Origin of the sequence: Nocardiopsis sp. EMB25 (assembly GCF_026797795.1) — a bacterium.
GTDB lineage: Bacteria > Actinomycetota > Actinomycetes > Streptosporangiales > Streptosporangiaceae > Nocardiopsis > Nocardiopsis lucentensis.
The window spans coordinates 4,461,565-4,487,074 of sequence record NZ_JAMTDN010000001.1; the positions used below are offsets into that span (position 1 = coordinate 4,461,565).

Genomic DNA, 25,510 nt, shown 5'->3' on the forward strand with positions numbered 1-25,510 from the left:
ACACGCCTCCCCCGTGGTGGTCACCCTCTCGGCGGATACCCCGTTAATCACTCGTTGTCACACCCGCGCTGGTCACGCACGGTACGAAACCCTCATCGGCCACGCCCGTAATGCCTGCTGGTCAGAGCAGGAAGTAAGGTGTCGCCCATCGAGCTCGGAGGAGGACGATGAGCAGCCAGACCCCCGTACCCGCCGGATTCCGCGGCGTCGCGGGCAACATCGGGATCAAGGACCCCAAGGACGACTTCTTCGCCGTGGTGTCCGAGGTTCCCGCGCACGTGTCGGCCGTGTTCACCAAGTCCCGGTTCGCCGGGTCGAGCGTGGTGATCAGCCGTCAGGCGGCGGCGGACGGCCGCGCGCGCGGTGTCACGGTCATCGCGCGCAACGCCAATGTGGCCACCATGACGGGCGAGGCCAACGCCCGCGAGGTGCGAGAGCGCGTGGCGCGCGCGGCGGGGGTGGAGCCCGAGGAGATCCTCGTCGCCTCCACGGGAGTGATCGGCAAGCCGTACCCGATGGACAAGGTCCGGGCGCACCTGGACGCGCTGCCCGCCGAGTTCCCCCCGGCCGATCTGGACCGTGCGGCGGCGGCGATGATGACCACCGACACCCACCCCAAGACGGCCTCGGCCCGGGCGGGGTCGGCCACGGTGACCGGCATCGCCAAGGGCGTCGGCATGATCGAGCCCAACATGGCGACCATGCTGGCCTGGTTCTTCACCGACGCCGACCTCGACCAGCCGGTGCTGGACGCGGTGTTCCGCCGGGTCGTGGACCGCACGTTCAACGCCCTGAGCATCGACACGGACACCTCCACCAGCGACTCGGCGGCGATCTTCGCCAACGGGCTCGCCGGTCCGGTGGACACGGCGGAGTTCGAGGAGGCGCTGTACGGGGTGGCGCTCGAGCTGGTGCGGATGATCGCCTCCGACGGCGAGGGCGCCAGCAAGCTGGTCGAGGTGCGGGTGACCGGTGCGCGCGACGACGCCCAGGCCAAGCGGATCGGCAAGACGGTCGTGAACTCGCCGCTGGTGAAGACGGCCGTGCACGGCGCGGACCCGAACTGGGGCCGGGTGGCGATGGCGATCGGCAAGTGCGAGGACGAGACCGACGTCGAGCCGGACCGCGTGCGGATCCTCTTCGGGGACGTGGAGACGTTCCCGGCCGAGGCCACCGACGAGGTCCTGGCCCGCGCCGCCGAGCACATGAAGGGCGACGAGGTGGTGATCTCCGTGGACCTGGGGATCGCCGACGGCGCCTTCACCGTGTACGGCTGCGACCTGACCGAGGGCTACATCCGGATCAACGCCGACTACACCACCTGATCCGACGACGAACGCGTGGGAGCCCTCCGTGGGGGGCTCCCAGGGGAGGGCGGCCGAACGTGCCGGAGACCGGTGTGATCGACGACGCCACCTTCACCGAGCACGCCGAACGCCACCGCCACGAGCTGCGCGTGCACTGCTACCGCATGACGGGCTCCTTCACCGAGGCCGAGGACATGGTGCAGGAGGCCCTGCTGCGGGCCTGGCGCAACCGCGCCAGCTTCGAGGGGCGCTCCACGTTCCGCGCCTGGCTGTACCGGATCGCGACCAACGTCTGCCTGGACGCCCTGGCCCGGCGCGGCCCGCGTCGGGCTCCGAACGCCACGGCGCCCAGCGCCTCACCGTTCACCGGGGTCACCTGGCTCCAGCCCTACCCGGACGAACTCCTGGACCGTGCCGCGCCGGAGGAGGAGGGGCCGGAGGCGCGGGCGGTCGCGCGCGAGACCGTCGAACTCGCCTTCCTCGCCACCCTCCAGCACCTGCCGCCGCGCCAGCGCGCCGTGCTCATCCTGCGTGACGTCGTCGGGTGGACCGCCGACCACACCGCGAGCGCGCTGGAGATGACCGTTCCCTCCGTCAAGAGCGCGCTCCAGCGGGCCCGGGCCACCCTGCGGGACGTCCTACCGCCGCGCCGGGCGGAGTGGGGTCCGGCCACGGCGCCCAGCGAGGAGGAACGCGCCGTCCTTCGCCGCTTCGTGGCGGCGTCCCAGAACGCCGATCTGGAGGGGTTGGCCGCCCTGCTGCGCGAGGACGCGCGCCAGACCATGCCGCCCGCGTCGCTGGTCTACGACGGCCGCGCGGCGATCCTCGACATGTGGCGTCCGGTCCTCACCGGTGACGGGGCATGGGGTTCGTGGATCTCGGTGCCGGTGGCCGCCAACCGCCGACCGGCCGCCGTCAACTACGTGCGCGCCCCGGGAGAGGACGCGTACACGGCGGTCAATCTGGACGTCCTGCGGATCGAGGACGGCCGCATCGCGGAGATCACCACGTTCGGCCCCGAGATCCTGCCCGCGTTCGGGCTGCCGTTGACCCGTGAGCCCTAGGACGTGTTCCGCGAGACACGCCCCGGTCCGAGGATTTCCCACGCGGGACCGATTCCTTTTCCGGAGCGCGGCGGTCATACGGGTGACAGGGCGGCGGCAGCGAACCGCCGCCGGGAACCCAGGAAAGGCGACCGCCATGACCGAGTACACGAGGACCGCGACCCCCGACCCCGCCCTGAGCGCCCTGGACCGCCTGGCGGGCACCTGGAAGGTCGGCGGAGGCGCGGAGGGGACCGTCACCTTCCGGTGGATGCCGGGCCGGCACTTCCTCGTCCAGGACGTCAGGCTGGTCCAGGGCGGGCAGGCGATCATCGGGATGGAGGTCATCGGCCGTGAGAGGCCGTTCGGCGCCGAGGAGCCGAGCGCCGACATCCGGTCGCGGTTCTACGACGCCCAGGGCAACACCTTCGACTACGTCTACGAACTGGAGGGGGACACGCTCACCATCTGGGGCGGGGAGAAGGGCTCGCCCGCGTTCTACGAGGGGACGTTCTCTCCGGACGGTGACACCGTGAGCGGTCCGTGGACCTACCCGGGCGGCGGTTACGAGTCCTCCATGACACGGATCGGCTGAGGCCGTTCCCTCGGGGAGGGGCGGTTGCCCCGGGGCGCGGATCCGCGTTGGCTGGGTCCCATGACCGAACCGCGCACCGACCGCCTCACCCTTCGTCCGTGGCGGGAGTCCGACCTCGACCCCTGGGCGGCGATGAACGCCGACCCCGCCGCGCCCGAGGGTCCCCTGCGGCCGAACGTGCTCTACCGCATCGCCCGCGACGCCCGGGGCTGACGGCGGCAGGCGGGACCGCGCCCCCGGACGCGGGTGTGGCAGTCATACGGCGAACCCTCATGAGGGGCGGGGGCGGAGACGGACGAAGGGCAGATGCTGCCCGACCGCGCGGTAGTCCTCCTGGGAACCGTCGACGGAGAAGCCCATGAAGCGCACGAGTCTGCGTGCCGCCTTGGGGTGACGGGGCGCGTAGCGGGCCATGAAGTCGCCGCCCTCCTCGGTGCCGAGGGGGTGGGCGGTGACGGGGACGGTGCGCAGCCCGACCCGGATGCTGCTCTCGGGTGTGGCCAGGAGGTTCTGGTACCAGGCGGCCTTCGGGCCGAACCCGGAGCAGACCACGTAGCTGCCGTCCGTCCGATCGTGTTCGACGACCTCGATGACGACCTGGCGCCGCTTGCCCGACACGCGGCCGGTGTGGTTCAGCAGGAGGAACCGGCCGCCGAAGAGCCAGCCCAGGCGCATGCGGTAGAGGTGGATGGGGGCCCGGAACAGCAGGCGGCGGATGCCGGTCGGCGGTGCTGGGCGCTGGGTGATCTCCATGGCGGTGCCTTTCAGTCGTGGGTGAGGACGCTGGTGGTATCGCCGTAACCGCGGCGCAGCAGGCCGGTGAAGGCGTCGCGCAGGATGAGCCGGGTGACGGCGCTCTGGGCGACGAGGCCGATACCGGTCGCCGGGACGAGGGAACGGGCGAGGGCGCGGGCGCGCCGCTGGCGCTGCCGCACGACGGGGTGCAACCGCGCTTCGTACGTGTGGAAGGCGGCCCGGTGGTCGTCGTGCCGGTGCAGTGCCCGGGCCAGCAGGTAGCCGCCGGCCATGGCCATGGACGCGCCCTGCGCGGAGGTCAGGGTCATCGCTCCGCAGGCGTCGCCGACCAGGGCGATGCGGCCGGTGTGCCAGGACGGCATGGCGATCTGGGTGAGGCCGTCCATGAACAGGTCGTCTCGCGGTGCCTCGGCGAGCAGCCGGGGTGTGAGCCAGCCCGTGTCGGAGAAGGCGCCGCGCAGTGCGTCGCGCCGCTCGGTTCGCGGCGGGACGGACCGGTCGGCCGTGCGGTAGAGGAAGAGCGCGATCAGCTCGCCGGGCCTTCCGGTGGGGTACAGGACCGTCTGGCGGCCGGGCTCGTTGTGGTGGACGCGCCGGGGACCGAGCCCGTAGGTGTCCGGCACGGGATAGCAGGCCATCGCGTAGCCCAGGTGCCGCGCGAACCGTTCTTCCGGCCCGAAGGCGAGCTCACGGGTCGCCGAGTGCACCCCGTCCGCGCCGACGAGCAGGTCGAAGCTCTCGTGACCGCCGTCGGCGAAGGTGACGTCGACGCCGTCGGCCCGCTGCTCGGCGGCGGCGACGCGGTGTCCGTACCGGATCTCGACCCTGTCCCGTACGGCCCCGCCCAACGCCTCTTCCAGCGTGGTGTGCATCAGGGCGAGGTACGGTCCGCGGATCACCTTCTCCAGCAGTCGCCGCTCGAGCCGGACCGTGACCCGTCCCACCCCGTCCACGTGGCAGATGCTCTCGGCCGGGAGCTGGCGCTCCGCGAGCCGATCGGCGATGCCCATGCGCGCGGCCACGTCGTAACCGGTGCCGAAGAAGTCGATGCCGTAACCGCCGAGCCGTCCGTGCGGCGCACGCTCGACCACGACGGGGGTATGGCCCCAGTGGTGCAGCCAGTAGGCGAGGGTGAGACCGGCGATCCCGCCGCCGGAGATCAAGACCCTCATGAGTCGGCCCCGATCAGCTCGCCCAGCGCCGCCAGCGCGGACTCGACGGACAGCTCCGCGTCCAGCAGGTGGTGCAGCACCATCCCGTCCAGCAACGCCGTCACCAGCGTCGCCGTCCCCGTCCTTCGCTCGGCGGACCAGTGGGGGTTCAGCGTCCCGAGCCAGTCGGCGATCTGGCCGCGCGCCTCCCGCAGCCCCGCCCGCAGCGCGTCGCCGAGCTCCGGCTGGCGTATCGCCCCCACGATGAGCTCCACCGACAGCCGCACGACCTTCTCGTCGCCCCCGACCCGGGGCACCACGTCCCGCATCGCGTCGAGCGCGGACCCCGCGTCCGGTGCGGCCAGCAGCGCCTCGACGACGGGCATCATCACCGCGTCGCCCGCCCGCCGCGCGATCTCCAGACGCAGGGCGGGCAGGCCGCCGAAGTGGTAGTGGATGAGCCCCTGGTTGGCGCCGCCGCGCTCGGCCACGGCGCGGGTGGTGACGGCGGGCCAGCCGCCCTCGGCGAGCAGGGCGAGCCCGGCTTCGACGAGTTCCTCGCGTCGGCGCCGCCCACGAGTGGAATTTGGTCGCTCGACTAAATTGGTCATGTGACCAATCAACCATGCCGCGCGACGGTCCCGCAAGTCACACCGCGCCGGGACGACGACGAGGGCCCACCGGCCGCCGACCTCGCGGTCGCGCACCCGGTGGGCCCGGAACGGATCTCCTACACGTGGACGGCCGGCGCGGCCTCCTCGGCCTCGCCCTCACCGGCCGGGTGGCCCGCGCGCATGAACAGCGACAGCACGGCCGACGCCAGCATGAGCGCCGCGGCGATCCCGAACGCCAGGTGCAGCCCGTCCAGGAAGGCCAGGTTGCTGGCCTCGGCGACCGCTCGCACGGTCTCGGCGGAGGCTCCCTCCGGCACGACGGACCCGCCCTGGGCGACGGCGCTCTGTATGTCCGTCAGCTCACCCGCGGCCGGTTCGGCCAGCCCGGCCGCGGCGAAGTGGCCGGGCAGGGTCGCCATGATGCTCAGCGACATCACCGCGCCCAGCGCCGCCGTGCCCAGCGAGCCGCCCAGCTGCATGGCCGCCTGCTGCACGGCCGAGGCCACCCCCGCGAAGCGCAGCGGCGCGTTGCCGAGGATCGCGGCCGTGGCGCCGGTCATGACCAGGCTCAGCCCCATGCCGACCAGGACGAACGCGACGGAGATGTAGGGGACCCCGGTCTCCCCGTCCAGGCGGGACAGCATGAACATCCCGAGCGCCGACATCAGCAGGCCGGCCGTCGTCGGAGCGCGGGCGCCCACCCGGTCCAGCACCCGGCCGGCGATCGGCGAGGTCAGGCCCATGGTCGCGGTCATCGGCAACAGCTGGAGCCCGGTCTCGGCCGGGGACATCCCGCGCACGCCCTGGAGGTAGAAGGTCACGAAGAACAGCCCGCCCATGAGGCTGACCGCCATGCACGCCGTGAGCACCGCGCCGATGGCGATCGACGGGTTCGCGAAGAGTCCCAGGGGGATGAGCGGGTCCCGGGGCCGCTGCTCCCAGAGCACGAAGGCCGCGCCCACGACGAGGGCGACGGCGAGCGATCCCAGGGTGACCGGGGCGGTCCACCCGGCGGTCGGCGCCTCCACCAGAGCCCAGACCAGCGCGAACATCGCCACGCTGAGCAGCGCGATGCCCGGGAGGTCCATGCGGGCGCCCGGGTCGGTGGCCTGGTTCGGGCCGAGCAGCCACAGCGCCAGGACGACGGTCACCACGCCGACCGGGAGGTTGATGAAGAACACCGCCTGCCAGCCGAAGGCGCCCACCAGGATCCCGCCGACGATGGGGCCGCCGGCGGTCGCGGCGCCGATGAGGCTGCCGAAGACGCCGAACGCCCGGCCGAGCTTGTCCGGCGGGAAGGTGGCGCGCAGCAGTCCCATGGTGGCGGGCAGCAGCAGCGCCCCGAAGATCCCCTGGAGCATGCGGAAGGCGATGAGCATGACCACCCCGACGGACAGCCCGATCGCCACCGAGGACAGCACGAAGCCGATCACGCCGACCAGGTAGGTGCGCCGGTACCCGAAGCGGTCGCCGAGCTTGCCCGCGGTGATGAGGAAGACCGCCAGGCCGAGCAGGTACCCGTGGGTCACCCACTGGAGTTCGGCGAGGGAGGCCCCCAGGCTCTCCCCGATCGCCGGGTTGGCCACGGCCACGATCGTTCCGTCCAGCGCCACCATCATCACGCCGAAGGCGATGGCGACCAGTGTCGACCACGGACTTCGCCGCAGCCGCTCCGCCCTGGACATGGGCAGGGCATCCCCGAGTGTCATGACTTCCCCCAGTCTCGAATCCGCTGGGCTAGACTATGTCAGCGGCTGACAGTTTGCAGCAAGTGATTTTTGACTGTGACTGACGTAATATTCCGTCGGCAGAACGTCCAGGAGAGGAGGGGTGACCGATGGCGGGAGGACCGGTGACGGACACGGCCGGGGCCGAAGGCGTGGGACTGCGCGAGCGCAAGAAGGCGCGACTGCGCCAGAACCTGATCGATTCGGGACTCCGTCTGTTCCTCGAACAGGGGTACCACGGAACGACGACAGAACAGATCGCCGCCAGCGTCGGCGTCTCCCAGCGGACCCTCTTCCGCTACTTCGCCACCAAGGAGGAACTCCTCCTGGAGGCCCTGGCGGGCATCGACGAACTCTTCCTTTCGGCCCTGCGCGCCCGCCCGGCCGACGAACCCCCGCTGACCGCGCTGCGCAACGCCATCCAGGACCACTGGAACGGCGTCGACCCCCAGACGCGCGACTTCCTGAGCCGCGCCGCCACCGTCCTGAAGGACGACCCCGCGGTGGTCGCCGCGATGACGGGCTCCTGCCGACGCCACCAGGAGCGGATCTCGGAGGTCGTCGCCGAGCGCGCCGGGGTCGACCGCGCCACCGACCCGCGCCCCGACGTCCTGACCGCCGTCTTCCTCTCCGTGGTCGGCACGGCCCGCGAGTCCTGGACCGCGTCCGGCTCCACCGACGCCGACGACCTGCTCAGGGCCGCGCGGGAACGGCTCGACCTCGTGCCCGGGGCCGTCGGCGGCGACTGGGGGACGGCGGGTGCCTGACACACACCGCGCCCGCTCCCGGAGCCTGAGGACCGGGGGCGGGCGCGGCGGGTCAGGGGGAAGCGGTCACCAGAGGTCGACCTCCGGGTTCGCGGCGGCCCGTACCTCCTCCCGGGCGTGCCCGGCGCTCGACGCGGCCAGGGCCAGGTCGGCCAGGCGGCGGCACTCCTCGCGCGTGTGGTGGGCGAGCGCGTGGCGGACGGCGGGCAGCGCGGGGGCCGACATGGACAGACTGCTCACCCCCGACCCCACCAGCACCAGGGCCAGCAGCGGGTCGGCGGCGGCCTCACCGCACACCCCGACCGACCGGTCCAGCCGCTCCCCCGACCGGCCCACGGCCGCCACCAGGGACACCAGGGCGGGCTGCCAGGGGTCGAGCAGGTCGGGCAGCGAGCCCAGGGTGCGGTCGGTGGCCATCGTGTACTGGGCGAGGTCGTTGGTGCCGATCGACACGAAGTCGACGTGCGCCAGGATCCGGTCGGCCAGCAGCGCGGCGGCGGGGACCTCGACCATGACGCCCACCTCCGCCAGCCCCGCCCCCCTGGCCAGCGCCGCGAACTCCGCTGCCTCGTCGGGGGTGGACACCATGGGCGCCATGACGCGCGTGCGCGTGCCGGTCGCCCGCACGGCGGCGGCGATCGCCGTCAGCTGGTCGGTCAGCAGACCCGGCTGGTCGCGCGCGGTCCGGTAGCCGCGCACGCCCAGGGCGGGGTTGTCCTCGGGGCCGGTCCCGACGAACGGCAGCGGCTTGTCGGACCCCGCGTCCAGGGTGCGGACGGTGACCGCGCGGCCGGAGAAGGCCTTGAGCAAACGTGTGTACACGGCGGTCTGCTCGTCCACCGTCGGCGGCTCGGAGCGGTCCAGGAACAGGAACTCGGTCCGCAGCAGCCCCACACCCTCGCTGTCGTGCGCGGCCGCGTCCTCCGGGTCGCCCTCGCCCACGTTGAGCAGCAGGGCCACGGAGGAGCCGTCACGGGTGCGACCGGGTCCGGAGGACTCGGCGAGCAGGGCGCGGCGCCGCTCGTCCCGGCCGCGGATCCGCTCGACGGACTCCGCGTCGGGCTCGACGTCGACGGTGCCCGCGTCCCCGTCCACGGCCACCGCGGTCCCGTCCCGGAGGGTGTCGGCGTCCGCGCACCCCACGACGGCGGGGATGCCGAGCGCGCGGGCCAGGATCACCGTGTGGCTGGTGGGGCCGCCCTGCCGGGTGACGATCGCCAGCACACGGTCGGTGTCGAGCTGCACGGTGTCGGCCGGCGCGAGGTCGTCGGCGACCAGGACGTGGTCGTGGCCCGGGTCGGGAAGGCCCGGCATCGGCTCGTCGAGCAGGAGCGCGACGGCGCGGTCACGGATGTCGGCGAGGTCGGCGGCGCGCTCGGCCAGATAGCCCCCGGCCGCGAGCAGCAGTTCCTGGTAGGCGCCGACCGCCGAGTGGACCGCCCACGCGGCGGCCTCCCCCGCCTCCGCGCGCTCCCCGATCCGGCGGGCGAGCTCGGGGTCGCGGGCCATGAGGGCCTGCGCGGTGAGTACGGCCGCCCCGTCACCGGTCAGTCCGGCGGCGCGGGCGTCGAGCCACCGGGCCACGCCCTCCAGCGCGGCGCGCGCCCGGTCCGCCTCGGCGGCGGGGTCCTCGGCGGCGGGGGCGCGGTCAGGCAGGGTCGGGCGGGCGGCCATGCGCGCCACGGGACCGACGGCCGCGCCGGGGCTGGCGGGGACGCCCGCCAGGCGGGGGGTGTGCGCGGGAACGGCGTCCACCACGGTGGCGGTCTCCTCCACCGTGTCCTCCCCCGCGTCGGCCCCCGCACGGACCGCTTCCTCAGGGGTCGGTGTGTCTGGGCTCGGGTGGCCGGTCTTCGGCATCATCGCTCCTGGATCGGGTCCTTGCTCGTACTCGGCTCACCCCGGCCCCCTCTCGGAACCGACGGGTGTGTGCGAATGCCTCGTACACAGCCAATCGTGAAAGGCGGCGGAACACCAGTGGTCTGGACCAGGGATCGTGTCCTCCTCGGGGTCAAGGCTCGATGGTCACCTTGACCGCGGTGCCCGACGCCACCGTCTCGATGGCCTTGTGCACGTCGGACAGGCCCATCCGCTCGGTGATGAGGTCGCTGACCGGCACGGCTCCGGTCGAGATCAGCTCCAGGGCGCGACGGTTGTGGTCGGGGCTGGAGCCGTTCGCGCCGAAGATCGAGATCTCCCGGTAGTGCACGAGGTTGGAGTCCAGCCGGATGATCGGATCGTCCTTGGGCAGCCCGCCGAAGAAGCTGATCCGACCGCCGCGCGCGACCATGCGCAGGCCGTCCTCCTGGGCGCGACCGGAGGCGGCGGCGGTGATGACGACGTCGGCGCCCCGGCCCTCGGTCAGGCGGAGGACCTCGGCGACGGCGTCGGTCTCCTCCCCGCAGATGGCGGCGTCCGGCCGGACGATGTCCGCGGACATGTCGAGGCGTCCCCGGTTGATGTCCACCAGGAAGACCTTGGCGGCGCCCCTGGCCCGGGCCAGGCGGACGTGCAGGCAGCCGATCGGACCGGCGCCCATGACGACGACCGTGTCCCCCTCGCCGACCCCCGCGATCTCCTGCCCGTTGAGCACACAGGCCAGCGGCTCGGCCACGGACGCCTCAGCCATGCTCACGTTGTCCGGAACGCGGTTGACGCCGTCGACGGCCAGCACGGCCTCGGGGATGATCATGTACTCGGCGAAACCGCCGTCGTAGTGGTAGCCCATCGACTGCTGGCGGGAGCACACGGGCATCCGACCGGAGGAGCACTCGTGGCACTCACCGCAGGGGATGGCCGCGATGACCTGGACCCGGTCCTGCTCGGACCAGCCGGTGACGCCTTCACCGACCTCGGTGATCCGGCCGCTGATCTCATGGCCGATCACGCGGGGCGGGTCGATGTGGTGGTGGCCGTGGCGCGAGATCTTCACGTCCGTGCCGCAGGTGGAGCAGTTGGCGACGGCGATCTTGAGCTGGCCGGGCCCGGCGGTCGGTTCGGGGGCCTGCTCCAGGCGGATGTCACCGGGGGCGTAGAAGCGGGCGACGAGCATGTGGGGACCTTTCTGATGGTTCTCGGCCGCGCGCCGAGGACGGCGGCGCGCGGTGTCGGGGCGGACCGGCTTCGGCGGTCCGCCCCGGTCGGGTCGGGCTCCCGGCCTCAGCCGTCCCGCCGCGGGCCCAACAGCGCGAGCACGTCGGACGGGTCGGCGGCCGAACGGAGCCGGGCGGCTCGTTCCGGATCGGTGAGGACCGACGCCAGGGAGGAGAGCACGCCCAGGTGCTCGTCCCCGGAGGCGGCGATGCCGATGGCGACGTAGGCGGTGGGCCCACCCCAGTCGACCCCGTCGGGGAACTGGAGGAAGGCCAGCCTGGTCTCCTTGACCAGGGCCCGGGAGGCGTCGGTGCCGTGCGGGATGGCGATGCCCTCACCCACGAAGGTGGAGATCGAGGCCTCGCGCTCGTGCATGGCGGACACGTAGCCCGGTTCGACCGCGCCCAGCTCGACCAGCAGGGCCCCGCACTGGTCGACGGCGTCGGCCCGGTCGGAGGCGGTGCGGCCCAGCCGTACCGCGTCGGTGGTCAGGGTCAGTTCAGTCGGCAAGGGTCCCACCGTCCCGAATCGCCTGCTCGACGCGGGCGAACACCGGGTCCCCCAGGTACATCTGGAAGGCGATGACGACCTTGTCGGGCACCCGGGCGCGGGCGCGGTCGGCCAGTCCGGTGTGGCACAGGACCAGGTCGGCGTCAGCGGGGACCCGGTCCACCGGCGAGTGCGCGACGGTCACGCCGTAGGCCTTGAGCGTGCGCTGGAGCTGGGACGTGAGCAGCACGCTGCTCCCCATCCCGGCGTCGCAGGCGACGATGACCTTCTTGATGTCCGAGCCTTCGATGCTGCTCATGATGTCCTCTCCTTGTTCTGTTTCCCCTAGGCCGCCGACGACTCCGCGTTCTCCGCCTCCCGCGCCCTCTCCGCCTTGCGCTCGGCCCGGCCGAAGCCGAGCAGGGCGGAGGCGATGGCGAAGGAGACGACGGTGGCGACCGCGACCCCCGCCAGGACGGCGGGGTGGTCACCGCGGGGCGTGACGGCCATGAGCGCGATGATGCTGCCGGGCGAGGGAGTGGCGAGCAGTCCCGCGTCCAGGACCATGAAGGTCGCCAGGCCGGACATGCCGCCGCCGATCACGGCGAGGATGAGCTTGGGCTGGGCGAGGATGTACGGGAAGTAGATCTCGTGGATCCCGCCGAAGAAGTGGATGAGGATGGCGCCGGGGGCGGTGGCGCGGCTGATCTTCGGGCCGAAGAACATGCAGGCCAGGAGGATACCGAGGCCCGGACCGGGGTTGGTCTCGATGAGGAACTCGATGGCCTTGCCCTGCTCGGCCACGCGGGCGACGCCCAGCGGCGCCAGGACGCCGTGGTTGAGGGCGTTGTTGAGGAAGAGGACCTTGGCGGGCTCGACGATGATCGACACCAGCGGGAGCAGGCTCATGTCGATCAGGAACTGCACCCCCGCCCCGAGCGCCCGGGTGACGGCGCCGATCACGGGCCCGACCGCGTAGATCCCCGCGCCCGCGAGCAGCCCCGCCAGGATTCCGGCGCTGAAGTTGTTGACGAGCATCTCGAAGCCCGTGGGAATGCGGGGCTGGACGAGGCCGTCGAACTTCTTCATCAGGTAGGCCGCGAGCGGCCCCATGACCATGGCTCCGAGGAACATCGGCATGTCCACGGCCACGATGACACCCGTGGCGGCGACCGCTCCGACCACGCCTCCCCGCCTGTCGTACACCAGGTGTCCGCCGGTGTAGGCGATCAGCAGGGGGAGGAGATACGTGATCATCGGCCCGACGAGCTCGGCGAGGCTCTCGTTGGGCAACCAGCCGGTTTCGATGAACATGGCCGTGAGCAGGCCCCAGGCGATGAAGGCGCCGATGTTGGGCATCACCATGCTCGACAGGAATCCGCCGAACCGCTGGACGCCGGAGCGCACTGACGCCATGCTCGTCGTGGTCTGCTGGTCTGACATGGGGGAACCTCCTGGGAGGTGGCCGGCGCGATACGCGTGCCGGGTCGAATCTGTGGATGGTCGGGTTCAGACCGTGAGGACCGGGGGACCGGCGGCTTCCAGCTCCTCCGCCAGACCCTCGACGAGACCGGTGTCGGTGATGATCCGGTCGAGGTCCTCGACGCCCGCGAACCGGGCGAAGTGGTCGTTGCCGACCTTGGTGTGGTCCGCGAGGAGGACGGCGCGCCGTGACGACGCGATCATGCTCCTCTTGACCTCCGCCTCCGCCGTGTCGGGCGTGGTGAGCCCGCGTTCGACGGAGATTCCGTTGGTGGCCATGAACGCCACGTCGACGAAGGACTCGGCCAGCGAGCGCAGGGCCCAGGAGTCGACGGTGGCCTGCGTGCGGGCCCTCAGGCGGCCGCCGAGCAGCATCAGGTTGATGTTGGTCCGCGGCGTGAGCGTGAGGGCGATGGAGAGGGAGTTGGTGACCACGGTGAACTCACGGTCGCGTGGCAGCTGTTCGGCCATGCGCCCGGTGGTGGACCCGGCGTCGAGCAGGATGGCGCCCTCGGCCGGAAGCTCGGCCAGTGCGGCCTTGGCGATCCGTTCCTTCTCCTCGGTGAGCACGGAATCACGCATGTTGAGCGTGGGCTCGAAGCCCAGACGCTCGACGGGGATCGCGCCGCCGTGGACCCTGCGCAGGACCCCGTGGCGTTCGAGCGCCGTGAGGTCGCGACGGACGGTCTCGTACGTGACGTCGAACTCCGAGGCGAGCCCCGTCACGTCGACCCGGCCGTCCCGCCGGGCGCGTTCGAGGATCACCCTCTGGCGCTCTTCCGCGTACATGTTGGATCACCTGTGTTTCGGCGTGGTTTTCTGTGAGTTTAGCTGTGTTGCCCAGGACACACAAGAGGCATCACGACCCAATACCCCAACAGTCCCCATCGGCCGGCACCCTGTGCGCCACAATCCCCCACACCACCGAACACACGCCTCCCACCAGGCACGATCCAGGGCATCGAACCGCCCACGTCCGGGAAATCCCGCCCACCGCGACGATGAACCCCGCGTGACAACACCCTTGACACACGCAACCAAACACACATAATCAAAGCCATACCCACAAGCCGCACCGGGACGGGCGCAGACACGTCGGAGAGAGCCATGATCCTGACCCTCACGCCCAACCCGAGCGTGGACCACACCCTGGAGGTGGACGGCCTCGTTCGCGGCGAGGTCCTGCGGGTGAGCGCCACCCACGCGCAGCCGGGAGGCAAGGGCGTCAACGTCGCGCGGGCGCTGCTCGGTGCGGGTGTCCCGGCCCGGGCCGTCCTCCCCGTCGGCGGAGGCGGCGGCGCCGAGCTCACCGCCCTCCTCGACGACCTCCCGCAGGTCGCCGTGCCCATCGGGGGCGAGACACGCGCCAACATCGCGGTCACCGAGGCCGACGGCACCACCACCAAGCTCAACGCCCCCGGCCCGGTCCTGTCGGCCGCCGAGACCGACGCCCTCCTCGACGTCCTGGAGCAGGAACTGGCTCTGGACCCGGACTGGATCGTGGCGTGCGGCAGTCTCCCCTCGGGGGTACCCAGCGACCTGTACGTCCGCGTCGCGGAACTCGCCTCGGCCTACGGGGTCCCGCTCGCCCTGGACACCTCGGGGGAACCGCTCGCCAAGGCGGCCCACGCGGGCAGGGTGACCCTGCTCAAGCCCAACCGCGAGGAGCTCGCCGAGCTGACCGGACAAGACCTGCCCACCGTCGAGGCGGTCGTGGGAGCCGCCCGCGAGGTCCTCTCCTGGGGCAACGAGCTGGCCCTCGTGACATTGGGCGGCCATGGGGCCATACTCGTGGACGCCGAGCGAACCTGGTGGGCGCGCGGTCCCCGGGTACGCACCCGCAGCACTGTGGGTGCGGGCGACTGCGCCCTCGCGGGCTACCTCAGCGAGGACGGCCTCCCCGACAAGGGGCTGGGCCGCGCCGTGTCCTGGGGGACGGCCGCCGTCTCCCTGCCCGGTACGACCATCCCCACGCCGAACGACGTGGCCGCGCACGAGGCCACGGTCGTGGCCGACCCCGACCCGCGGTGGCGGATCGACGACCTGTGATCCGCCCCGCCGCCCTCGAGCAGAGAAGGACTGACATGCCCCAGCGCACCGTGACCGTCGGATCCCACCTCGGACTGCACGCCCGGCCCGCGGCCCTCTTCGTGCAGGCCGTCAACGAGACGGGCCTGCCCGTCACCATCGCCCGCGAAGGGCACGACCCGGTGGACGCGCGCAGCGTCCTGGCGGTCATGTCCATGGGCGCGGGGCACAACGAGACCGTGACCCTGGCCTGCGACGACGCCGACACCGCCGACCAGGCCCTGGACGGACTGGCGGAGCTGCTGGCCTCCGACATGGACACGGCTCCGTCCGGGGCCTGAGTCCGCGTCGCGTCCGGGGCCCGGACCCCGCCCCGGACCCCGTGCGGGAACCCGGGGCCCGCCCTCCGAACGGCGTGTCACCGCGGAGGGCGGGCCCCGTCCCGTGCGTTTCGGCACGTGGCCGGGAACGGTCTCAGCCCAGCAGCCGGATCGCCCGCTCGCGCATCTCCACCTTGCGGACCTTGCCGGTGACCGTCATCGGGAACTCGTCGACGACGTGGACGTAGCGCGGGATCTTGAAGTGGGCGATCCGCCCCTCGCAGAAGGCGCGGAGCCCGTCGACGCCGATGGGCTCGGCGCCCTCGCGCATGCGCACCCACGCCATGAGCTCCTCCCCGTACTTCTCGTCCGGGACGCCGATGACCTGCGCGTCCAGGATGTCGGGGTGGGTGTACAGCAGCTCCTCGACCTCACGCGGATAGACGTTCTCCCCGCCGCGGATCACCATGTCCTTGATCCGGCCGGTGATGCTGACGTAGCCCTCGTCGTCCATGACCGCGAGGTCGCCGGTGCGCATCCAGCGGCCCGCGTCGATCGCCTCCGCCGTGCGGTCGGGCATGTCCCAGTAGCCGAGCATGACCGAGTAGCCCCGGGTACACAGCTCGCCGGGGGTCCCGCGCGGGACGGTGGTCCCGGTGTCCGGGTCGATCACCTTGACCTCCAGGTGCGGACCCACCCGGCCCACCGTGGAGACACGGCGCTCCACCGTGTCGTCGCGGCGGGTCTGGGTGGACACGGGGGACGTCTCGGTCATTCCGTAGCAGATGGACACCTCGCGCATGCCCATTCTGCCCATGACCTGGCGCATCACCTCGACGGGACAAGGTGAGCCCGCCATGATCCCGGTGCGCAGCGTGGAGAGGTCGTAGTCGTCGAAGTCCGGCAGGGCCAGTTCGGCGATGAACATCGCGGGCACCCCGTACAGGGAGGTGCAGTGTTCGGCCTGGACGGCGTCGAGGGTCGCCGCGGGGTCGAACCCGGGACCGGGGAGGACCACGCACGCGCCGTGGCTGGTGGCGGCCAGATTCCCCATCACCATGCCGAAGCAGTGGTAGAAGGGAACCGGAACGCAGATCCGGTCGACGTGCGTGTATCCGCACAACTCCCCCACGAAGAATCCGTTGTTGAGGATGTTGTGGTGGGAGAGCGTGGCGCCCTTGGGGAATCCGGTGGTGCCCGAGGTGTACTGGATGTTGATGGGGTCGTCCGGCGACAGCCCCGCCTCGATCTCCGCCAGCCGCGACCGGTCCCCCGCCTCGCCCGCCGCGAGCAGGGCCGACCAGGCCGGGGTGTCGAACAGCACGACCTCGCGCAGGTCGGGGCAGCGCCCCCGGACCTCGTCGATCATCGCCGCGTAGTCGGAGGTCTTGAACGACGGCGCCGCCACCAGGACGGAGATGCCCGCCTGGCCCAGTACGTACTCCAGTTCGTGGGTCCGGTAGGCGGGGTTGACGTTGACCATGACCGCGCCGATCCGGGCGGTCGCGTACTGCGTGTAGACCCACTCGGCGCGGTTGGGGGACCACACGCCGACCCGGTCGCCCTTGGCGACGCCGAGGTCGAGCAGCCCGAGGGCGACCCGGTCGACGACCGCGTCGAACTCGCGGTAGGTGAGCCGCACCCCGCCCGCGCGGTCGACCAGGGCCTCGCGGTCCGGGTGGGCGGCGACGGCGCGGGCGAGGTTCGCGCCGATGGTGTCGCCGAGGAGCGGGGTGTCGGAGGTGCCTGAGGAGTAGCTGCTCTGGGGAACGCGAGAACTCAATCCGGGCTCCTTGCCGTGCCGGGACACGGGCGGGGGCCGGGACGCGGGATCCGCGCGGAATCCGCCCGTGTGGAACCCATCACACGTATCACGGCCCTCGCGGAGTGGAAAGGCGTACGGCGGGCGGCGCCGCGGCACGGGAGGCGGCGGGTCACACGGAGCGCTCGGCGTGGGCGCGGAGGGCGTCGCGCACGAACGCGGCGCCGCCCGGACCGCCGTAGGTGTCGGCGAAGCCGGGGTCCTCGGCGTACATGTCGCCCAGGCAGCGCAGGAGTTCGACGGAGCGCTCGCGGTCGCCCTCGGCCACCGGGGTCCCGGGGATGCGCCGGAGCCACTCCACGTGCCGGACCACCAGCTCCCGCGCACGGTCCGAGGCCGGGTCCGCGCCGTCCCGCCAGGCCGCCGTCCACGCGGCGACGAGGACGTCGGTCTCGCGCTTCCACTCGATCCGCTGCTTGGTGGTCTTCCCGCGCCACCAGGCGTTGCTCTTCCGGAAGGCCTCCTCTCCCCACCGGGCGACGACCTCGTCCTCGTAGGGGTCGTTGAAGCCCTCCAACATCATCCCCATCGAGGGGTCCCGCCCCGAGCGACGCGCGTCGAGCGTGTACCGGACGGCACTGATCCGCCGGTCGAGACGGTCGCGCTCGGCTTCCAGGAGCGCGATGTGCTCGGCCAGGGCCCCCTCCTCGTCCTCCTCGCGGTCCAGGACGTCCGCGATGACGGAAAGGCTCAGGCCGAGGTCGCGCAGCAGGAGGACGCGTTGGAGGCGGGCGACGGCGTCAGCGTCGTAGTACCGGTAACCGTTGTCGCCGACCCGGGAGGGGCGCAGGAGCCCGATCGCGTCGTAGTGGCGCAGGGTCCGGCTGGTGACTCCCGCGCTCACCGCGACCTGGTGGATGGTCCACTCCATGGGGCCAAGGGTAGGTCGGCTCCGGCCGGGACGGTGCTCGGAGGAGGGATCGGCCCCCACCGGCGGCGGTGGGGGCCGGCCGTCGTCGGAGGCTACCCCTCCACGACGTAGTCGCCCTCGAAGGTCCTCGCCCACTCCTTGGCGCGCTCCATCTCCGCCTCGCGGGGCGCGGTGAGGATCAGCCGGTTGCCGTCGGGGTCGTCGACGGTCAGGTCGGTGGTGAACCAGGCGGTGTCCTCGGGCCCCTCGACCCGTGCGCCCTCCGGGGCCGCGGCGCGGATCTCCTCGGCCAGCTCCGCGAGGTCCTGCCCGGCGGCGTTGAAGCTCACGGTGGTGCTGCCGCGCTCCGGTTCGCCGGGGACGATCAGGAGGTCCTGGTACCGACTCCGGCGCAGGTGCACCACCGCGGGGGTCCCGTCCGGACCCGGGACGGTGGCCAGGGAGACGAAGCCGACGGCGTGGTAGAACGCCTCGGCCGTCGCCAGATCCGCCACCTGGAGGGTGGCGAACATCGGCATGGGGTAGATGGTGCGGTCGATCTCGGGAGTGGTGTTCTCGCTCATGCCGCCGACGCTAGGAGTTGACGTGGCGTCAAGGTCAAGCCGAGTTCCGCCGCCCCGCCCCGCGCCAGTCGGTCCCGGCCGCCCGTCCCGGTCCGGTCCGGTTACTCCTTGACCCGGTGGACGCGGTGCTGGGCGGCCTGCGCGCGGGGGCGCACCACCAGCAGGTCGATGTTGACGTGCGGCGGCCGGGTGACCGCCCAGACGATGGTGTCCGCGACGTCCTCGGCCGACAGCGGGTCGGGCACCCCGGCGTAGACCGCCTCGGCCGCCTCGGCGTTCCCGCGCAGGCGGTTGAGGGTGAACTCCTCGGTCTTGACCATGCCCGGGGCGACCTCCAGGACGCGCACGGGCTGGCCGACGAGTTCGAGCCGCAGCGTGGCCGCGAGCGTGTGCGCGCCGTGCTTGGCCGCCACGTAACCGCCGCCGCCCTCGTAGACCACGTGCCCGGCGACGGAGGAGACCACCAGGACGGTCCCGTCCCCGCCGGCCACGAGCTTGGGCAGCAGGGCCTGGGTCATGTTGAGCACGCCGAGGACGTTCACCTCGTACATGGTGCGCCAGTCCGCGGGGTCGGCGGTGGCGACGGTCTCGGTCCCGATCGCGCCGCCCGCGTTGTTGACCAGGACCGAGCAGGCGGGCAGGGCTTCGGCGAAGGCGTCGACGGCGGCGCGGTCGGTGACGTCCAGGACCTGGGCGCGGGCGCTGTGCCCGGCCTTGGTCAGTTCCTCGGCCAGGGCCTCGATCCGGTCGGCGCGACGGGCGACGAGGACCACGTCGTAGCCCTCGGCGGCGAGCCCGCGTGCGGTGGCCGCGCCGATCCCGCTGCTTGCTCCGGTGACGACGGCGGTCGCGGTCATGGTGGGTTCCTCCTGGACTGATGCGGTGTCGGGCCGAGCGTACACGCGAGTCGGCGGCGTGGCCGGAACGGCCCCGGCGGGGCGTGCGCGGGGGGCGCCGCTCTCCCACGGGAGCGGCGCCGTGCGCGTTCCCGTCACCGTTCCTCCCGATGCAACCACAAGAAACGTTGCGTTTACTAAAGGCGAAGGCTAGCCTCGTTAGAGAACGAAACGTTTTCTAACGATGACGATGACAGGGAGGCGAGGACCGTGCCACGACGCCCGACCTCCGTGGCCCTGGCGCTCCCCGGGCTGCTGATGGCGATGCTGCTCGCGGCGCTGGACCAGACCTCCATGGCCCCCGCGCTCCCCGAGATCGCGGGCGACCTCGGCGGTCTCGACCAGATGCCCGCCATCGTGACCGCCTACCTGGTCGCGGCCACCGCCGTGATGCCGGTCTTCGGCCGCCTGGGCGACCGCTACGGCCGGGCGCCGCTCATCCGGGCGGCCGTCGTCCTGTTCTCGGCCGGGGCCCTGCTCGCGGCCACGGCCGACACCCTCGGCGTGTTCCTCACCGCCCGGGTGGTGCAGGGCCTGGGCGGCGGCGGTCTGATGATCGGGGCGCAGGCGATCGTCGGGGAGATCGTCAGCCCGCGCGAACGCGGCCGCTACCTGGGCCTGTTCGGCGCGGTGTACGTCCTGGCGGCGGTCGGCGGCCCGCTGGTCGGCGGCCTGCTGGTCGACCACCTGTCGTGGCGCTGGATCTTCGCGATCCACCCGCCGCTCGGCCTCGCCGCGCTGGTCGTCCTCAGTCTCACCCTGCGACTCCCCCGCCCCACGGAGCGGCCCCCGGTCGACTACGCGGGCGCCGCCGCCCTGAGCGCCACCGTGGTCGGAGCCGTCCTCCTCTGCGACGCCCTCGCCCGGCCCGGCGGCTACCCCGCCTGGGCCCTCCCCGCCCTGGTCGCGGGCACCGCCACCGCGTTCACCCTGTGGGCGGTCACCGCGCGCGTGGTCCGCGACCCCGTCCTCCCGCCGCGCCTCCTGCGCGACCGGGCGTTCGCCCTACCCGTGGCGGTCGGCTTCCTGGTGGGGTTCAGCCTCTTCGGCGTGCTCACCTACGTGCCCGCGTTCGCGCAGATCGCCCTGGGTATGAGCGCCACACGGGCGGGCCTGCTGGTGACCGCGCTCATGGCCGGGACGCTCGTCACGACGGTGGTGTCGGGTCGGCTGATCACCCGCACCGGCCGCTACCGGGGCTACCCGATCGCGGGGACCGCCGTCGCGACGGCCGGGCTCACGCTGATCGGGGTGTTCGGACCGGAGCTGGACACGGCGGCGCTCGCGGGGCTCCTCGTCCTCCTCGGGCTCGGGATCGGGATGGTGATGCAGGTGGTCATGCTCGCCGCCCAGAACGCCGTCGGCCACGCCGACCTCGGCACCGCCACCTCGTCGGTCCTCTTCCTGCGCCAGGTGGGCGCCAGCGCGGGCGTCGCTGCGGTGGGCGCCCTGGTCACGCGGGCGTTCGGCGACCGCGTCCCCTCCGGTGTCGGCGACCCCCGGTCGCTCACCCCCGAGGCCATCGCCGCGCTCCCCGAACCGGTCCGGACACTCGTGGAGGACGCGTTCGGCGCCGCCGTGCCGTCGGCCCTCCTGGCCATGGCACCGCTCATGGGCCTGGCGTTCCTCCTCACCCTCGCCTTTCCCCACCTCCCCCTGCGCACCACGGCGCACGCGGATCCAGACAGGGAGACTCCCAGATGACCCACACACGCTCCGTCGCTCCCCTGGACGCCTTCGGCGCCGACGACCTCGCGGCCGTCGGCGGGAAGAGCGCCAACCTCGGTGAACTCCTGCGGGCCGGGCTGCCGGTGCCGCCCGGGTTCGTGGTCACCACCGACGCCTACGCGGAGGTCGCCGCCGGGATCGGACTGGAGGAGCGGCTCACCCCCCGGGGCTCGAACGGCGTCCCCGACCCCGCCGCGCTCCGCGCCGACCTGGAGTCCGCGCCCGTCCCCGAGGGCCTGCGCGCGGCGATCACCGACGCCTACGCCGCCCTCGGCGAGGACGTCCCGGTCGCGGTCCGCTCCAGTGCCACCGCCGAGGACCTGCCCGGCGCCACGTTCGCCGGGCAGCAGGACACCTACCTCAACGTGGTCGGCGCCGACGCCGTGGTCGACGCGGTCCGCCGGTGCTGGGCGTCGCTGTGGACCGACCGGGCGGTGTCCTACCGCGCGGAGCGGTCGGTGGCCGCCTCGGAGGTGCGGATCGCGGTGGTCGTGCAGCGGATGGTCGACTCCGACGTCGCCGGGGTCATGTTCACCGCCGACCCGGTGAGCGGGAAGCGCGACCGCGTCATCGTCGACGCCGGCGCCGGGCTCGGGGAGGCCGTGGTGTCCGGACTGGTCACACCCGACCACTACGTGCTCGACCACGGGGGCCGTCTCCTGGAGTGGACCCCGGGCCGGGGCGAGGTGGTGATCCGCTCCGAGGCCGGGGGCGGGGTCGTGCGGGAGGAGCACGACGGCGAGGACCGGCGGGACACCGGGAACAGGGACGGCCCGGAGGGCGCCGGGGGTGGAGGAGCCGGACGGCTGCTGACCGACGACCAGCTCTCCGTCCTGGTGGCGCACGCGCGGACGATCGCCGGGCACTTCGGCCGCCCCCAGGACATCGAGTGGAGCCTGTCCGGTGGACGCGCGTACATCGTCCAGTCCCGGCCGATGACCGCCCTGCCTCCGGAGACCGGACCGCTCAACCGGCGTCAGCGGCTGCTCGGCTCGATCCTGACCGAGTACCTCCCCGTGCGGCCCTACCCGATGGACGTGAGCACCTGGCTCGGCCGCGGACCCGCGCACATGATGCAGGAGATCATCGAGGCGTACGGGATCACCGGGGGCTTCGAGGACGTGTTCGTCGAGGAGGACGGGGTGGTCACCCAGCTCACCCCGCGGGCGCCCCGTCCGACGCTCCGCGCCCTGGCCACGCCCTTCCGGCTGGCGCGCAAGGCCCGGACGATGGACATCCACGCCTGGCGGGAGGATCCGCGGCTGGCCGAGTTCCTGCGCCGCGCCGACGAGCTGGACGCGCTCGACCCGGCGACGCCGCCGTGGACGGAGCTGGTCCGGGTGCCCGACCGCGTGCTCGCGCTCATGGACTACTGCCGCGACCTGCGCCTGGACTACCTGCCGAGCGCGGGGGCGTCGGTGGCGCGGCTGGCCGCGGCCACGACCCTGCTCGGTCGGCGTTCCCTGCTCGGCGACCTGCTGGGCGGGGCCCGGACGCGGACCGAGGACGCCAACCGGGCGCTCCAGGACCTGGCGGACACGGTCCGCGCCACACCCGAGCTGCGCGCGCTCTTCGAGTCCGCCGACCCGGAACACGTGGTTCGGGAGCTGCGGTCGGGACAGGGGTCGCTCAGGGCGTTCGCGAAGGACCTCGACGCCTTCCAGCGCGAGTTCGGCCGCCGCGAGACCACCACGCCGCTGCTGGTCAGCCCGCCCACCCTCGCCGAGTCGCCGGAGAACGTGGTCGGCCTGGTCCGGGTGCTGGTCGGCGAGGAGCGCGGGGACGACCCCGGGTCCCGGTCCGAGGGGACGCTGGCCGCTCTGCTGGAGCACCCGCTGCTGCGGGGTGAGCGGTCCCGGGCGCGGGTGACCCGGTGGGTGCGGGCCGCGCAGAACGGCCTGGCGTTCCGGGAGGACTCGCACTTCTACTTCACCGCGGGGCTCCCGGCCCTGCGGCGGGCGCTGTTGGAGATCGGCGCGCGGCTGCGGACGGCGGGGGTCGTGGACGAGCCCTTCGACGTGTTCCACCTGCGCATGGAGGAGGTCCTGGAGGTCGGCGACGTCGAGGACATCCCCGACGACCAGGCCGACCGGCTGCGCTCCCTGGTCCGTGTCCGGGCCGCCAAACGCGCCGAACTGACCGGGGTCCGGATGATCGACCCGGCGCGGGTGTTCCCCGCCAAGGAACGGGGCGACGCGCTGGTGTCGGGGACCCCGGCCAGCGCGGGGACGGCCACGGGCCCGGTCCGGGTGGTGCGCGGTCCCGACGACTTCCACCGGTTGGAGAGCGGCGACGTGCTGGTGTGCCCCTACACCAACCCGTCGTGGACCCCGCTGTTCCAGCGGGCGGTCGCGGTGGTGGTCGACACGGGCGCGGCCGCGTCGCACGCCGCGATCGTCGCCCGCGAGTACGGCATCCCGGCGGTGATGGGGTCGGGCACGGGCACGACCGTCCTCACCGAGGGTGAACGGGTCACCGTCGACGGGACGACCGGCCGGGTCGTCCGGGCTTCGTAGGATGCGGAACATGGCCGCCGATCCCGAGACCACCGACCACCGCAAACGCCCCCGCCGCCGGGGCGAGGCGCTCGTGTCCGCGATCCTCGCGGCGACCGTCGAGGAGCTGGAGGAACACGGCTACGCGGCGTTGACGATGGAGGGGGTCGCCGAGCGCGCGCGGGCGAGCAAGGCGTCGCTGTACCGGCGGTGGCCGACGCGGGCCGAGCTGGTGATGGACGCGGTGTACGCGATCGTCCCGACGCCCGGCGAGCTGCCGGACACCGGTGGGCTGCGCGGGGACCTGCTGGCCGTGTTGCGGCGGACCGCGCGCACCCTGGCGGGCCCGGCGGGCAAGGGGCTGCGGGGGCTGATGACCGAGATCCTGCCCGATCCGGAGCGCGCGGCGCGGCTGCGGTCGCACTCGCAGGGGATGGGCCGCCGGATGATGGCGGAGGCGACCCGGCGGGCGGTGGAGCGCGGGGAGATCGACGCGCGCGCCGTCACGCCGATGCGGCTGGACGTGGGGCAGGCGCTGGTGCGCAACCACTTCATCTTCCACCACGAGCCGATCGGCGACGCGATGATCGAGGAGATCGTGGACACGGTGCTGCTGCCGCTGTTCGGGACGGTGCCCGACGCGTGACGCCGGGTCGGTGACCCGCCGCCGCGACCGCTCCTGTTAGCGTCCGTTCCGTTCGACGCGAGGGGAAGGCGGGGGACTCATGCGGTTGGCGGAGCTGCTGCGGGAACGGTGGATCGTCCAGGCGCCGATGGCGGGCGGGGCGTCCACCCCCGACCTGGTCGCGGCGGTGTCCGGGGCGGGCGGGCTCGGGTCGCTGGCCGCGGGGTACCTGTCGGCGGACGCCCTGGCGGAGCGGATCGCGGCCGTGCGGGCGTCGGGGACGACGGCGTTCGGGGTCAACGTGTTCGTGCCCTCGGGAGCGCCCGCCGCCCCGGAGGTCCTGGCGGCCTACCGGGAGGAGCTGGGCCCGGAGGCCGGGCGGCACGGCGCGACGGTGGGCGAGCCGGTCCGGGACGACGACGCGTGGGCGGCCAAGATCGACCTCCTGGCGGCCGACCCGGTCCCGGTCGTGAGCTTCACCTTCGGATGCCCGTCGGCCGAGGTCCTCGACCGGCTGCGGGCGGTGGGTTCGGCGACCGTGGTGACGGTGACGACCGTCGAGGAGGCGCGGATCGCGGTGGAGCGCGGCGCCGACGGGGTGTGCGCGCAGGGTTCGGAGGCCGGAGGGCACCGCGCGGTGTTCGACCCGGCCGGAGGGGGCGGGTCGCCGCTGTTCGCGCTGCTGCCCGAGGTGGCGGCGGCGGTGGACGCGCCGGTGATCGCGGCGGGAGGGCTGATGAACGGCCGGGACGCCGCCCGCGCGCTGGAGCTGGGGGCGACGGCCGTGCAGTTGGGGACGGCGTTCCTGCGGTGCCCGGAGAGCGGGGCGAACCCCGTGCACAAGGCGGCACTGGTGGACCCGGCGTTCACGGAGACCGCGCTGACCAGGGCGTTCACCGGGCGACCGGCACGGGGGCTGGCCAACCGGTTCATGTGGGAGCACGCGCAGGCGCCGACCGCCTACCCGGAGGTCCACCACATGACCAGGCCGCTGCGCGCGGCGGCGGCGAGCGCGGGCGACACCGGCGGGATGGCGCTGTGGGCGGGCGACGGCTTCCGGTCCGCGAGCGACGCCCCGGCGGCGGAGGTCGTGGCGCGGGTGCGGAGGGAGGCCGCGGAGGCGGGGGTGCGGCGGTGA

At 73.0% G+C, this 25,510-nt stretch carries 25 protein-coding genes; 11 read left to right on the plus strand and 14 right to left on the minus strand.

What is annotated here, in order from left to right; all coding sequences use genetic code 11:
* Positions 1-167: 167 nt before the first annotated feature.
* The 4 genes from argJ to KIK06_RS19450 all read left to right on the plus strand — a co-directional run bounded on the left by argJ (position 168) and on the right by KIK06_RS19450 (position 3,158).
* Positions 168-1,325, plus strand: a complete 1,158-nt coding sequence (gene argJ / locus KIK06_RS19435; protein ID WP_268644599.1) for a bifunctional glutamate N-acetyltransferase/amino-acid acetyltransferase ArgJ — start codon at positions 168-170, stop codon at positions 1,323-1,325.
* A gap of 59 nt (positions 1,326-1,384) precedes the next feature.
* Positions 1,385-2,371, plus strand: a complete 987-nt coding sequence (locus tag KIK06_RS19440; protein ID WP_268644600.1) for an RNA polymerase subunit sigma-70 — start codon at positions 1,385-1,387, stop codon at positions 2,369-2,371.
* Between the two features lie 136 nt (positions 2,372-2,507).
* Complete coding sequence (locus KIK06_RS19445) at positions 2,508-2,945, plus strand: hypothetical protein (protein WP_268644601.1); 438 nt, start codon at positions 2,508-2,510, stop codon at positions 2,943-2,945.
* A gap of 60 nt (positions 2,946-3,005) precedes the next feature.
* Positions 3,006-3,158 (plus strand): hypothetical protein, encoded by a 153-nt coding sequence (locus KIK06_RS19450; protein WP_017599300.1) that lies wholly within the window; start codon positions 3,006-3,008, stop codon positions 3,156-3,158.
* A 57-nt stretch (positions 3,159-3,215) separates the two neighbouring features.
* Here KIK06_RS19450 and KIK06_RS19455 read toward each other — a convergent pair whose 3' ends face one another.
* The 4 genes from KIK06_RS19455 to KIK06_RS19470 all read right to left on the minus strand — a co-directional run bounded on the left by KIK06_RS19455 (position 3,216) and on the right by KIK06_RS19470 (position 7,175).
* Positions 3,216-3,698: a nitroreductase family deazaflavin-dependent oxidoreductase gene (locus KIK06_RS19455; protein WP_268644602.1), complete on the minus strand. Its 483-nt coding sequence runs from the start codon at positions 3,696-3,698 to the stop codon at positions 3,216-3,218.
* An 11-nt stretch (positions 3,699-3,709) separates the two neighbouring features.
* On the minus strand, positions 3,710-4,873 hold the full coding sequence (locus tag KIK06_RS19460; protein WP_268644603.1) for an FAD-dependent monooxygenase: 1,164 nt from the start codon (positions 4,871-4,873) through the stop codon (positions 3,710-3,712).
* Positions 4,870-5,463 carry a TetR/AcrR family transcriptional regulator gene (locus tag KIK06_RS19465; RefSeq protein WP_268644604.1) on the minus strand — a complete coding sequence of 198 codons (594 nt, stop codon included), beginning with the start codon at positions 5,461-5,463 and terminating at the stop codon, positions 4,870-4,872. The genes KIK06_RS19460 and KIK06_RS19465 overlap by 4 nt, the downstream gene beginning before the upstream one ends.
* Positions 5,464-5,582: 119 nt before the next feature.
* On the minus strand, positions 5,583-7,175 hold the full coding sequence (locus KIK06_RS19470) for a DHA2 family efflux MFS transporter permease subunit (RefSeq protein ID WP_268644605.1): 1,593 nt from the start codon (positions 7,173-7,175) through the stop codon (positions 5,583-5,585).
* Positions 7,176-7,303: 128 nt separating this feature from the next.
* Between KIK06_RS19470 and KIK06_RS19475 the strand changes: the two genes are divergently transcribed.
* Complete coding sequence (locus KIK06_RS19475) at positions 7,304-7,960, plus strand: TetR/AcrR family transcriptional regulator (protein ID WP_268644606.1); 657 nt, start codon at positions 7,304-7,306, stop codon at positions 7,958-7,960.
* Between the two features lie 66 nt (positions 7,961-8,026).
* Here KIK06_RS19475 and ptsP read toward each other — a convergent pair whose 3' ends face one another.
* The 6 genes from ptsP to KIK06_RS19505 all read right to left on the minus strand — a co-directional run bounded on the left by ptsP (position 8,027) and on the right by KIK06_RS19505 (position 13,813).
* Entirely contained in the window at positions 8,027-9,823 is a 1,797-nt protein-coding gene (gene ptsP, locus KIK06_RS19480) for a phosphoenolpyruvate--protein phosphotransferase (RefSeq protein ID WP_268644607.1), read from the minus strand.
* Between the two features lie 148 nt (positions 9,824-9,971).
* Complete coding sequence (locus KIK06_RS19485) at positions 9,972-11,012, minus strand: zinc-dependent dehydrogenase (RefSeq protein WP_017599293.1); 1,041 nt, start codon at positions 11,010-11,012, stop codon at positions 9,972-9,974.
* 107 nt (positions 11,013-11,119) lie between these two features.
* Positions 11,120-11,563 carry a PTS sugar transporter subunit IIA gene (locus KIK06_RS19490; protein WP_268644608.1) on the minus strand — a complete coding sequence of 148 codons (444 nt, stop codon included), beginning with the start codon at positions 11,561-11,563 and terminating at the stop codon, positions 11,120-11,122.
* Positions 11,553-11,861: a PTS lactose transporter subunit IIB gene (locus tag KIK06_RS19495; protein WP_017599291.1), complete on the minus strand. Its 309-nt coding sequence runs from the start codon at positions 11,859-11,861 to the stop codon at positions 11,553-11,555. Before KIK06_RS19495 ends, KIK06_RS19490 begins: the two co-directional genes overlap by 11 nt.
* Positions 11,862-11,887: 26 nt before the next feature.
* A complete protein-coding gene (gene mtlA / locus KIK06_RS19500; RefSeq protein ID WP_017599290.1) occupies positions 11,888-12,985 on the minus strand; it encodes a PTS mannitol transporter subunit IICB in 1,098 nt (365 codons plus the stop codon).
* Positions 12,986-13,051: 66 nt separating this feature from the next.
* Entirely contained in the window at positions 13,052-13,813 is a 762-nt protein-coding gene (locus KIK06_RS19505) for a DeoR/GlpR family DNA-binding transcription regulator (RefSeq protein WP_017599289.1), read from the minus strand.
* A 318-nt stretch (positions 13,814-14,131) separates the two neighbouring features.
* Here KIK06_RS19505 and KIK06_RS19510 point away from each other — a divergent pair, with 318 nt between their 5' ends.
* Together KIK06_RS19510 and KIK06_RS19515 are read left to right on the plus strand one after the other, a co-directional pair.
* Complete coding sequence (locus KIK06_RS19510) at positions 14,132-15,073, plus strand: 1-phosphofructokinase family hexose kinase (protein ID WP_017599288.1); 942 nt, start codon at positions 14,132-14,134, stop codon at positions 15,071-15,073.
* Between the two features lie 35 nt (positions 15,074-15,108).
* Positions 15,109-15,393, plus strand: coding sequence for an HPr family phosphocarrier protein (locus KIK06_RS19515; RefSeq protein WP_017599287.1), 285 nt, complete (start codon positions 15,109-15,111; stop codon positions 15,391-15,393).
* A gap of 133 nt (positions 15,394-15,526) precedes the next feature.
* Here the strand turns inward: KIK06_RS19515 and KIK06_RS19520 are convergent, their stop codons facing one another.
* The 4 genes from KIK06_RS19520 to KIK06_RS19535 form a co-directional block, all read right to left on the minus strand.
* Positions 15,527-17,155, minus strand: a complete 1,629-nt coding sequence (locus KIK06_RS19520; protein WP_268644609.1) for an AMP-binding protein — start codon at positions 17,153-17,155, stop codon at positions 15,527-15,529.
* Positions 17,156-17,306: 151 nt separating this feature from the next.
* A complete protein-coding gene (locus KIK06_RS19525) occupies positions 17,307-18,065 on the minus strand; it encodes a MerR family transcriptional regulator (protein WP_268644610.1) in 759 nt (252 codons plus the stop codon).
* Between the two features lie 92 nt (positions 18,066-18,157).
* Positions 18,158-18,628 carry a VOC family protein gene (locus KIK06_RS19530; RefSeq protein ID WP_268644611.1) on the minus strand — a complete coding sequence of 157 codons (471 nt, stop codon included), beginning with the start codon at positions 18,626-18,628 and terminating at the stop codon, positions 18,158-18,160.
* A gap of 101 nt (positions 18,629-18,729) precedes the next feature.
* Positions 18,730-19,485: an SDR family NAD(P)-dependent oxidoreductase gene (locus tag KIK06_RS19535; RefSeq protein WP_017599283.1), complete on the minus strand. Its 756-nt coding sequence runs from the start codon at positions 19,483-19,485 to the stop codon at positions 18,730-18,732.
* Between the two features lie 249 nt (positions 19,486-19,734).
* Between KIK06_RS19535 and KIK06_RS19540 the strand changes: the two genes are divergently transcribed.
* The 4 genes from KIK06_RS19540 (at position 19,735) to KIK06_RS19555 (ending at position 25,510) form a co-directional block, all read left to right on the plus strand.
* The gene (locus KIK06_RS19540) at positions 19,735-21,228 is read left to right on the plus strand and encodes an MFS transporter (protein WP_268644612.1); all 1,494 of its coding nucleotides are present in this window, start codon (positions 19,735-19,737) and stop codon (positions 21,226-21,228) included.
* A complete protein-coding gene (locus KIK06_RS19545; RefSeq protein ID WP_268644613.1) occupies positions 21,225-23,768 on the plus strand; it encodes a PEP/pyruvate-binding domain-containing protein in 2,544 nt (847 codons plus the stop codon). The genes KIK06_RS19540 and KIK06_RS19545 overlap by 4 nt, the downstream gene beginning before the upstream one ends.
* A 10-nt stretch (positions 23,769-23,778) precedes the next feature.
* A complete protein-coding gene (locus KIK06_RS19550) occupies positions 23,779-24,393 on the plus strand; it encodes a TetR/AcrR family transcriptional regulator (RefSeq protein WP_017599279.1) in 615 nt (204 codons plus the stop codon).
* 79 nt (positions 24,394-24,472) lie between these two features.
* On the plus strand, positions 24,473-25,510 hold the full coding sequence (locus KIK06_RS19555) for a nitronate monooxygenase (protein WP_268644614.1): 1,038 nt from the start codon (positions 24,473-24,475) through the stop codon (positions 25,508-25,510).

What these genes read in the sequence shown, in the direction of transcription:
- KIK06_RS19545 (WP_268644613.1), top strand. Translation starts at nt 21,225, where the DNA reads ATGACCCACACACGCTCCGTCGCTCCCCTGGACGCCTTCGGCGCCGAC.
- KIK06_RS19475 (WP_268644606.1), top strand. Translation starts at nt 7,304, where the DNA reads ATGGCGGGAGGACCGGTGACGGACACGGCCGGGGCCGAAGGCGTGGGA.
- mtlA (WP_017599290.1), bottom strand. Translation starts at nt 12,985, where the DNA reads ATGTCAGACCAGCAGACCACGACGAGCATGGCGTCAGTGCGCTCCGGC.
- argJ (WP_268644599.1), top strand. Translation starts at nt 168, where the DNA reads ATGAGCAGCCAGACCCCCGTACCCGCCGGATTCCGCGGCGTCGCGGGC.
- KIK06_RS19445 (WP_268644601.1), top strand. Translation starts at nt 2,508, where the DNA reads ATGACCGAGTACACGAGGACCGCGACCCCCGACCCCGCCCTGAGCGCC.
- KIK06_RS19460 (WP_268644603.1), bottom strand. Translation starts at nt 4,873, where the DNA reads ATGAGGGTCTTGATCTCCGGCGGCGGGATCGCCGGTCTCACCCTCGCC.
- KIK06_RS19465 (WP_268644604.1), bottom strand. Translation starts at nt 5,463, where the DNA reads ATGACCAATTTAGTCGAGCGACCAAATTCCACTCGTGGGCGGCGCCGA.
- KIK06_RS19455 (WP_268644602.1), bottom strand. Translation starts at nt 3,698, where the DNA reads ATGGAGATCACCCAGCGCCCAGCACCGCCGACCGGCATCCGCCGCCTG.
- KIK06_RS19555 (WP_268644614.1), top strand. Translation starts at nt 24,473, where the DNA reads ATGCGGTTGGCGGAGCTGCTGCGGGAACGGTGGATCGTCCAGGCGCCG.
- KIK06_RS19550 (WP_017599279.1), top strand. Translation starts at nt 23,779, where the DNA reads ATGGCCGCCGATCCCGAGACCACCGACCACCGCAAACGCCCCCGCCGC.
- KIK06_RS19505 (WP_017599289.1), bottom strand. Translation starts at nt 13,813, where the DNA reads ATGTACGCGGAAGAGCGCCAGAGGGTGATCCTCGAACGCGCCCGGCGG.
- KIK06_RS19525 (WP_268644610.1), bottom strand. Translation starts at nt 18,065, where the DNA reads ATGGAGTGGACCATCCACCAGGTCGCGGTGAGCGCGGGAGTCACCAGC.
- KIK06_RS19450 (WP_017599300.1), top strand. Translation starts at nt 3,006, where the DNA reads ATGACCGAACCGCGCACCGACCGCCTCACCCTTCGTCCGTGGCGGGAG.
- KIK06_RS19515 (WP_017599287.1), top strand. Translation starts at nt 15,109, where the DNA reads ATGCCCCAGCGCACCGTGACCGTCGGATCCCACCTCGGACTGCACGCC.
- KIK06_RS19530 (WP_268644611.1), bottom strand. Translation starts at nt 18,628, where the DNA reads ATGAGCGAGAACACCACTCCCGAGATCGACCGCACCATCTACCCCATG.
- KIK06_RS19495 (WP_017599291.1), bottom strand. Translation starts at nt 11,861, where the DNA reads ATGAGCAGCATCGAAGGCTCGGACATCAAGAAGGTCATCGTCGCCTGC.
- KIK06_RS19470 (WP_268644605.1), bottom strand. Translation starts at nt 7,175, where the DNA reads ATGACACTCGGGGATGCCCTGCCCATGTCCAGGGCGGAGCGGCTGCGG.
- KIK06_RS19485 (WP_017599293.1), bottom strand. Translation starts at nt 11,012, where the DNA reads ATGCTCGTCGCCCGCTTCTACGCCCCCGGTGACATCCGCCTGGAGCAG.
- ptsP (WP_268644607.1), bottom strand. Translation starts at nt 9,823, where the DNA reads ATGATGCCGAAGACCGGCCACCCGAGCCCAGACACACCGACCCCTGAG.
- KIK06_RS19535 (WP_017599283.1), bottom strand. Translation starts at nt 19,485, where the DNA reads ATGACCGCGACCGCCGTCGTCACCGGAGCAAGCAGCGGGATCGGCGCG.
- KIK06_RS19510 (WP_017599288.1), top strand. Translation starts at nt 14,132, where the DNA reads ATGATCCTGACCCTCACGCCCAACCCGAGCGTGGACCACACCCTGGAG.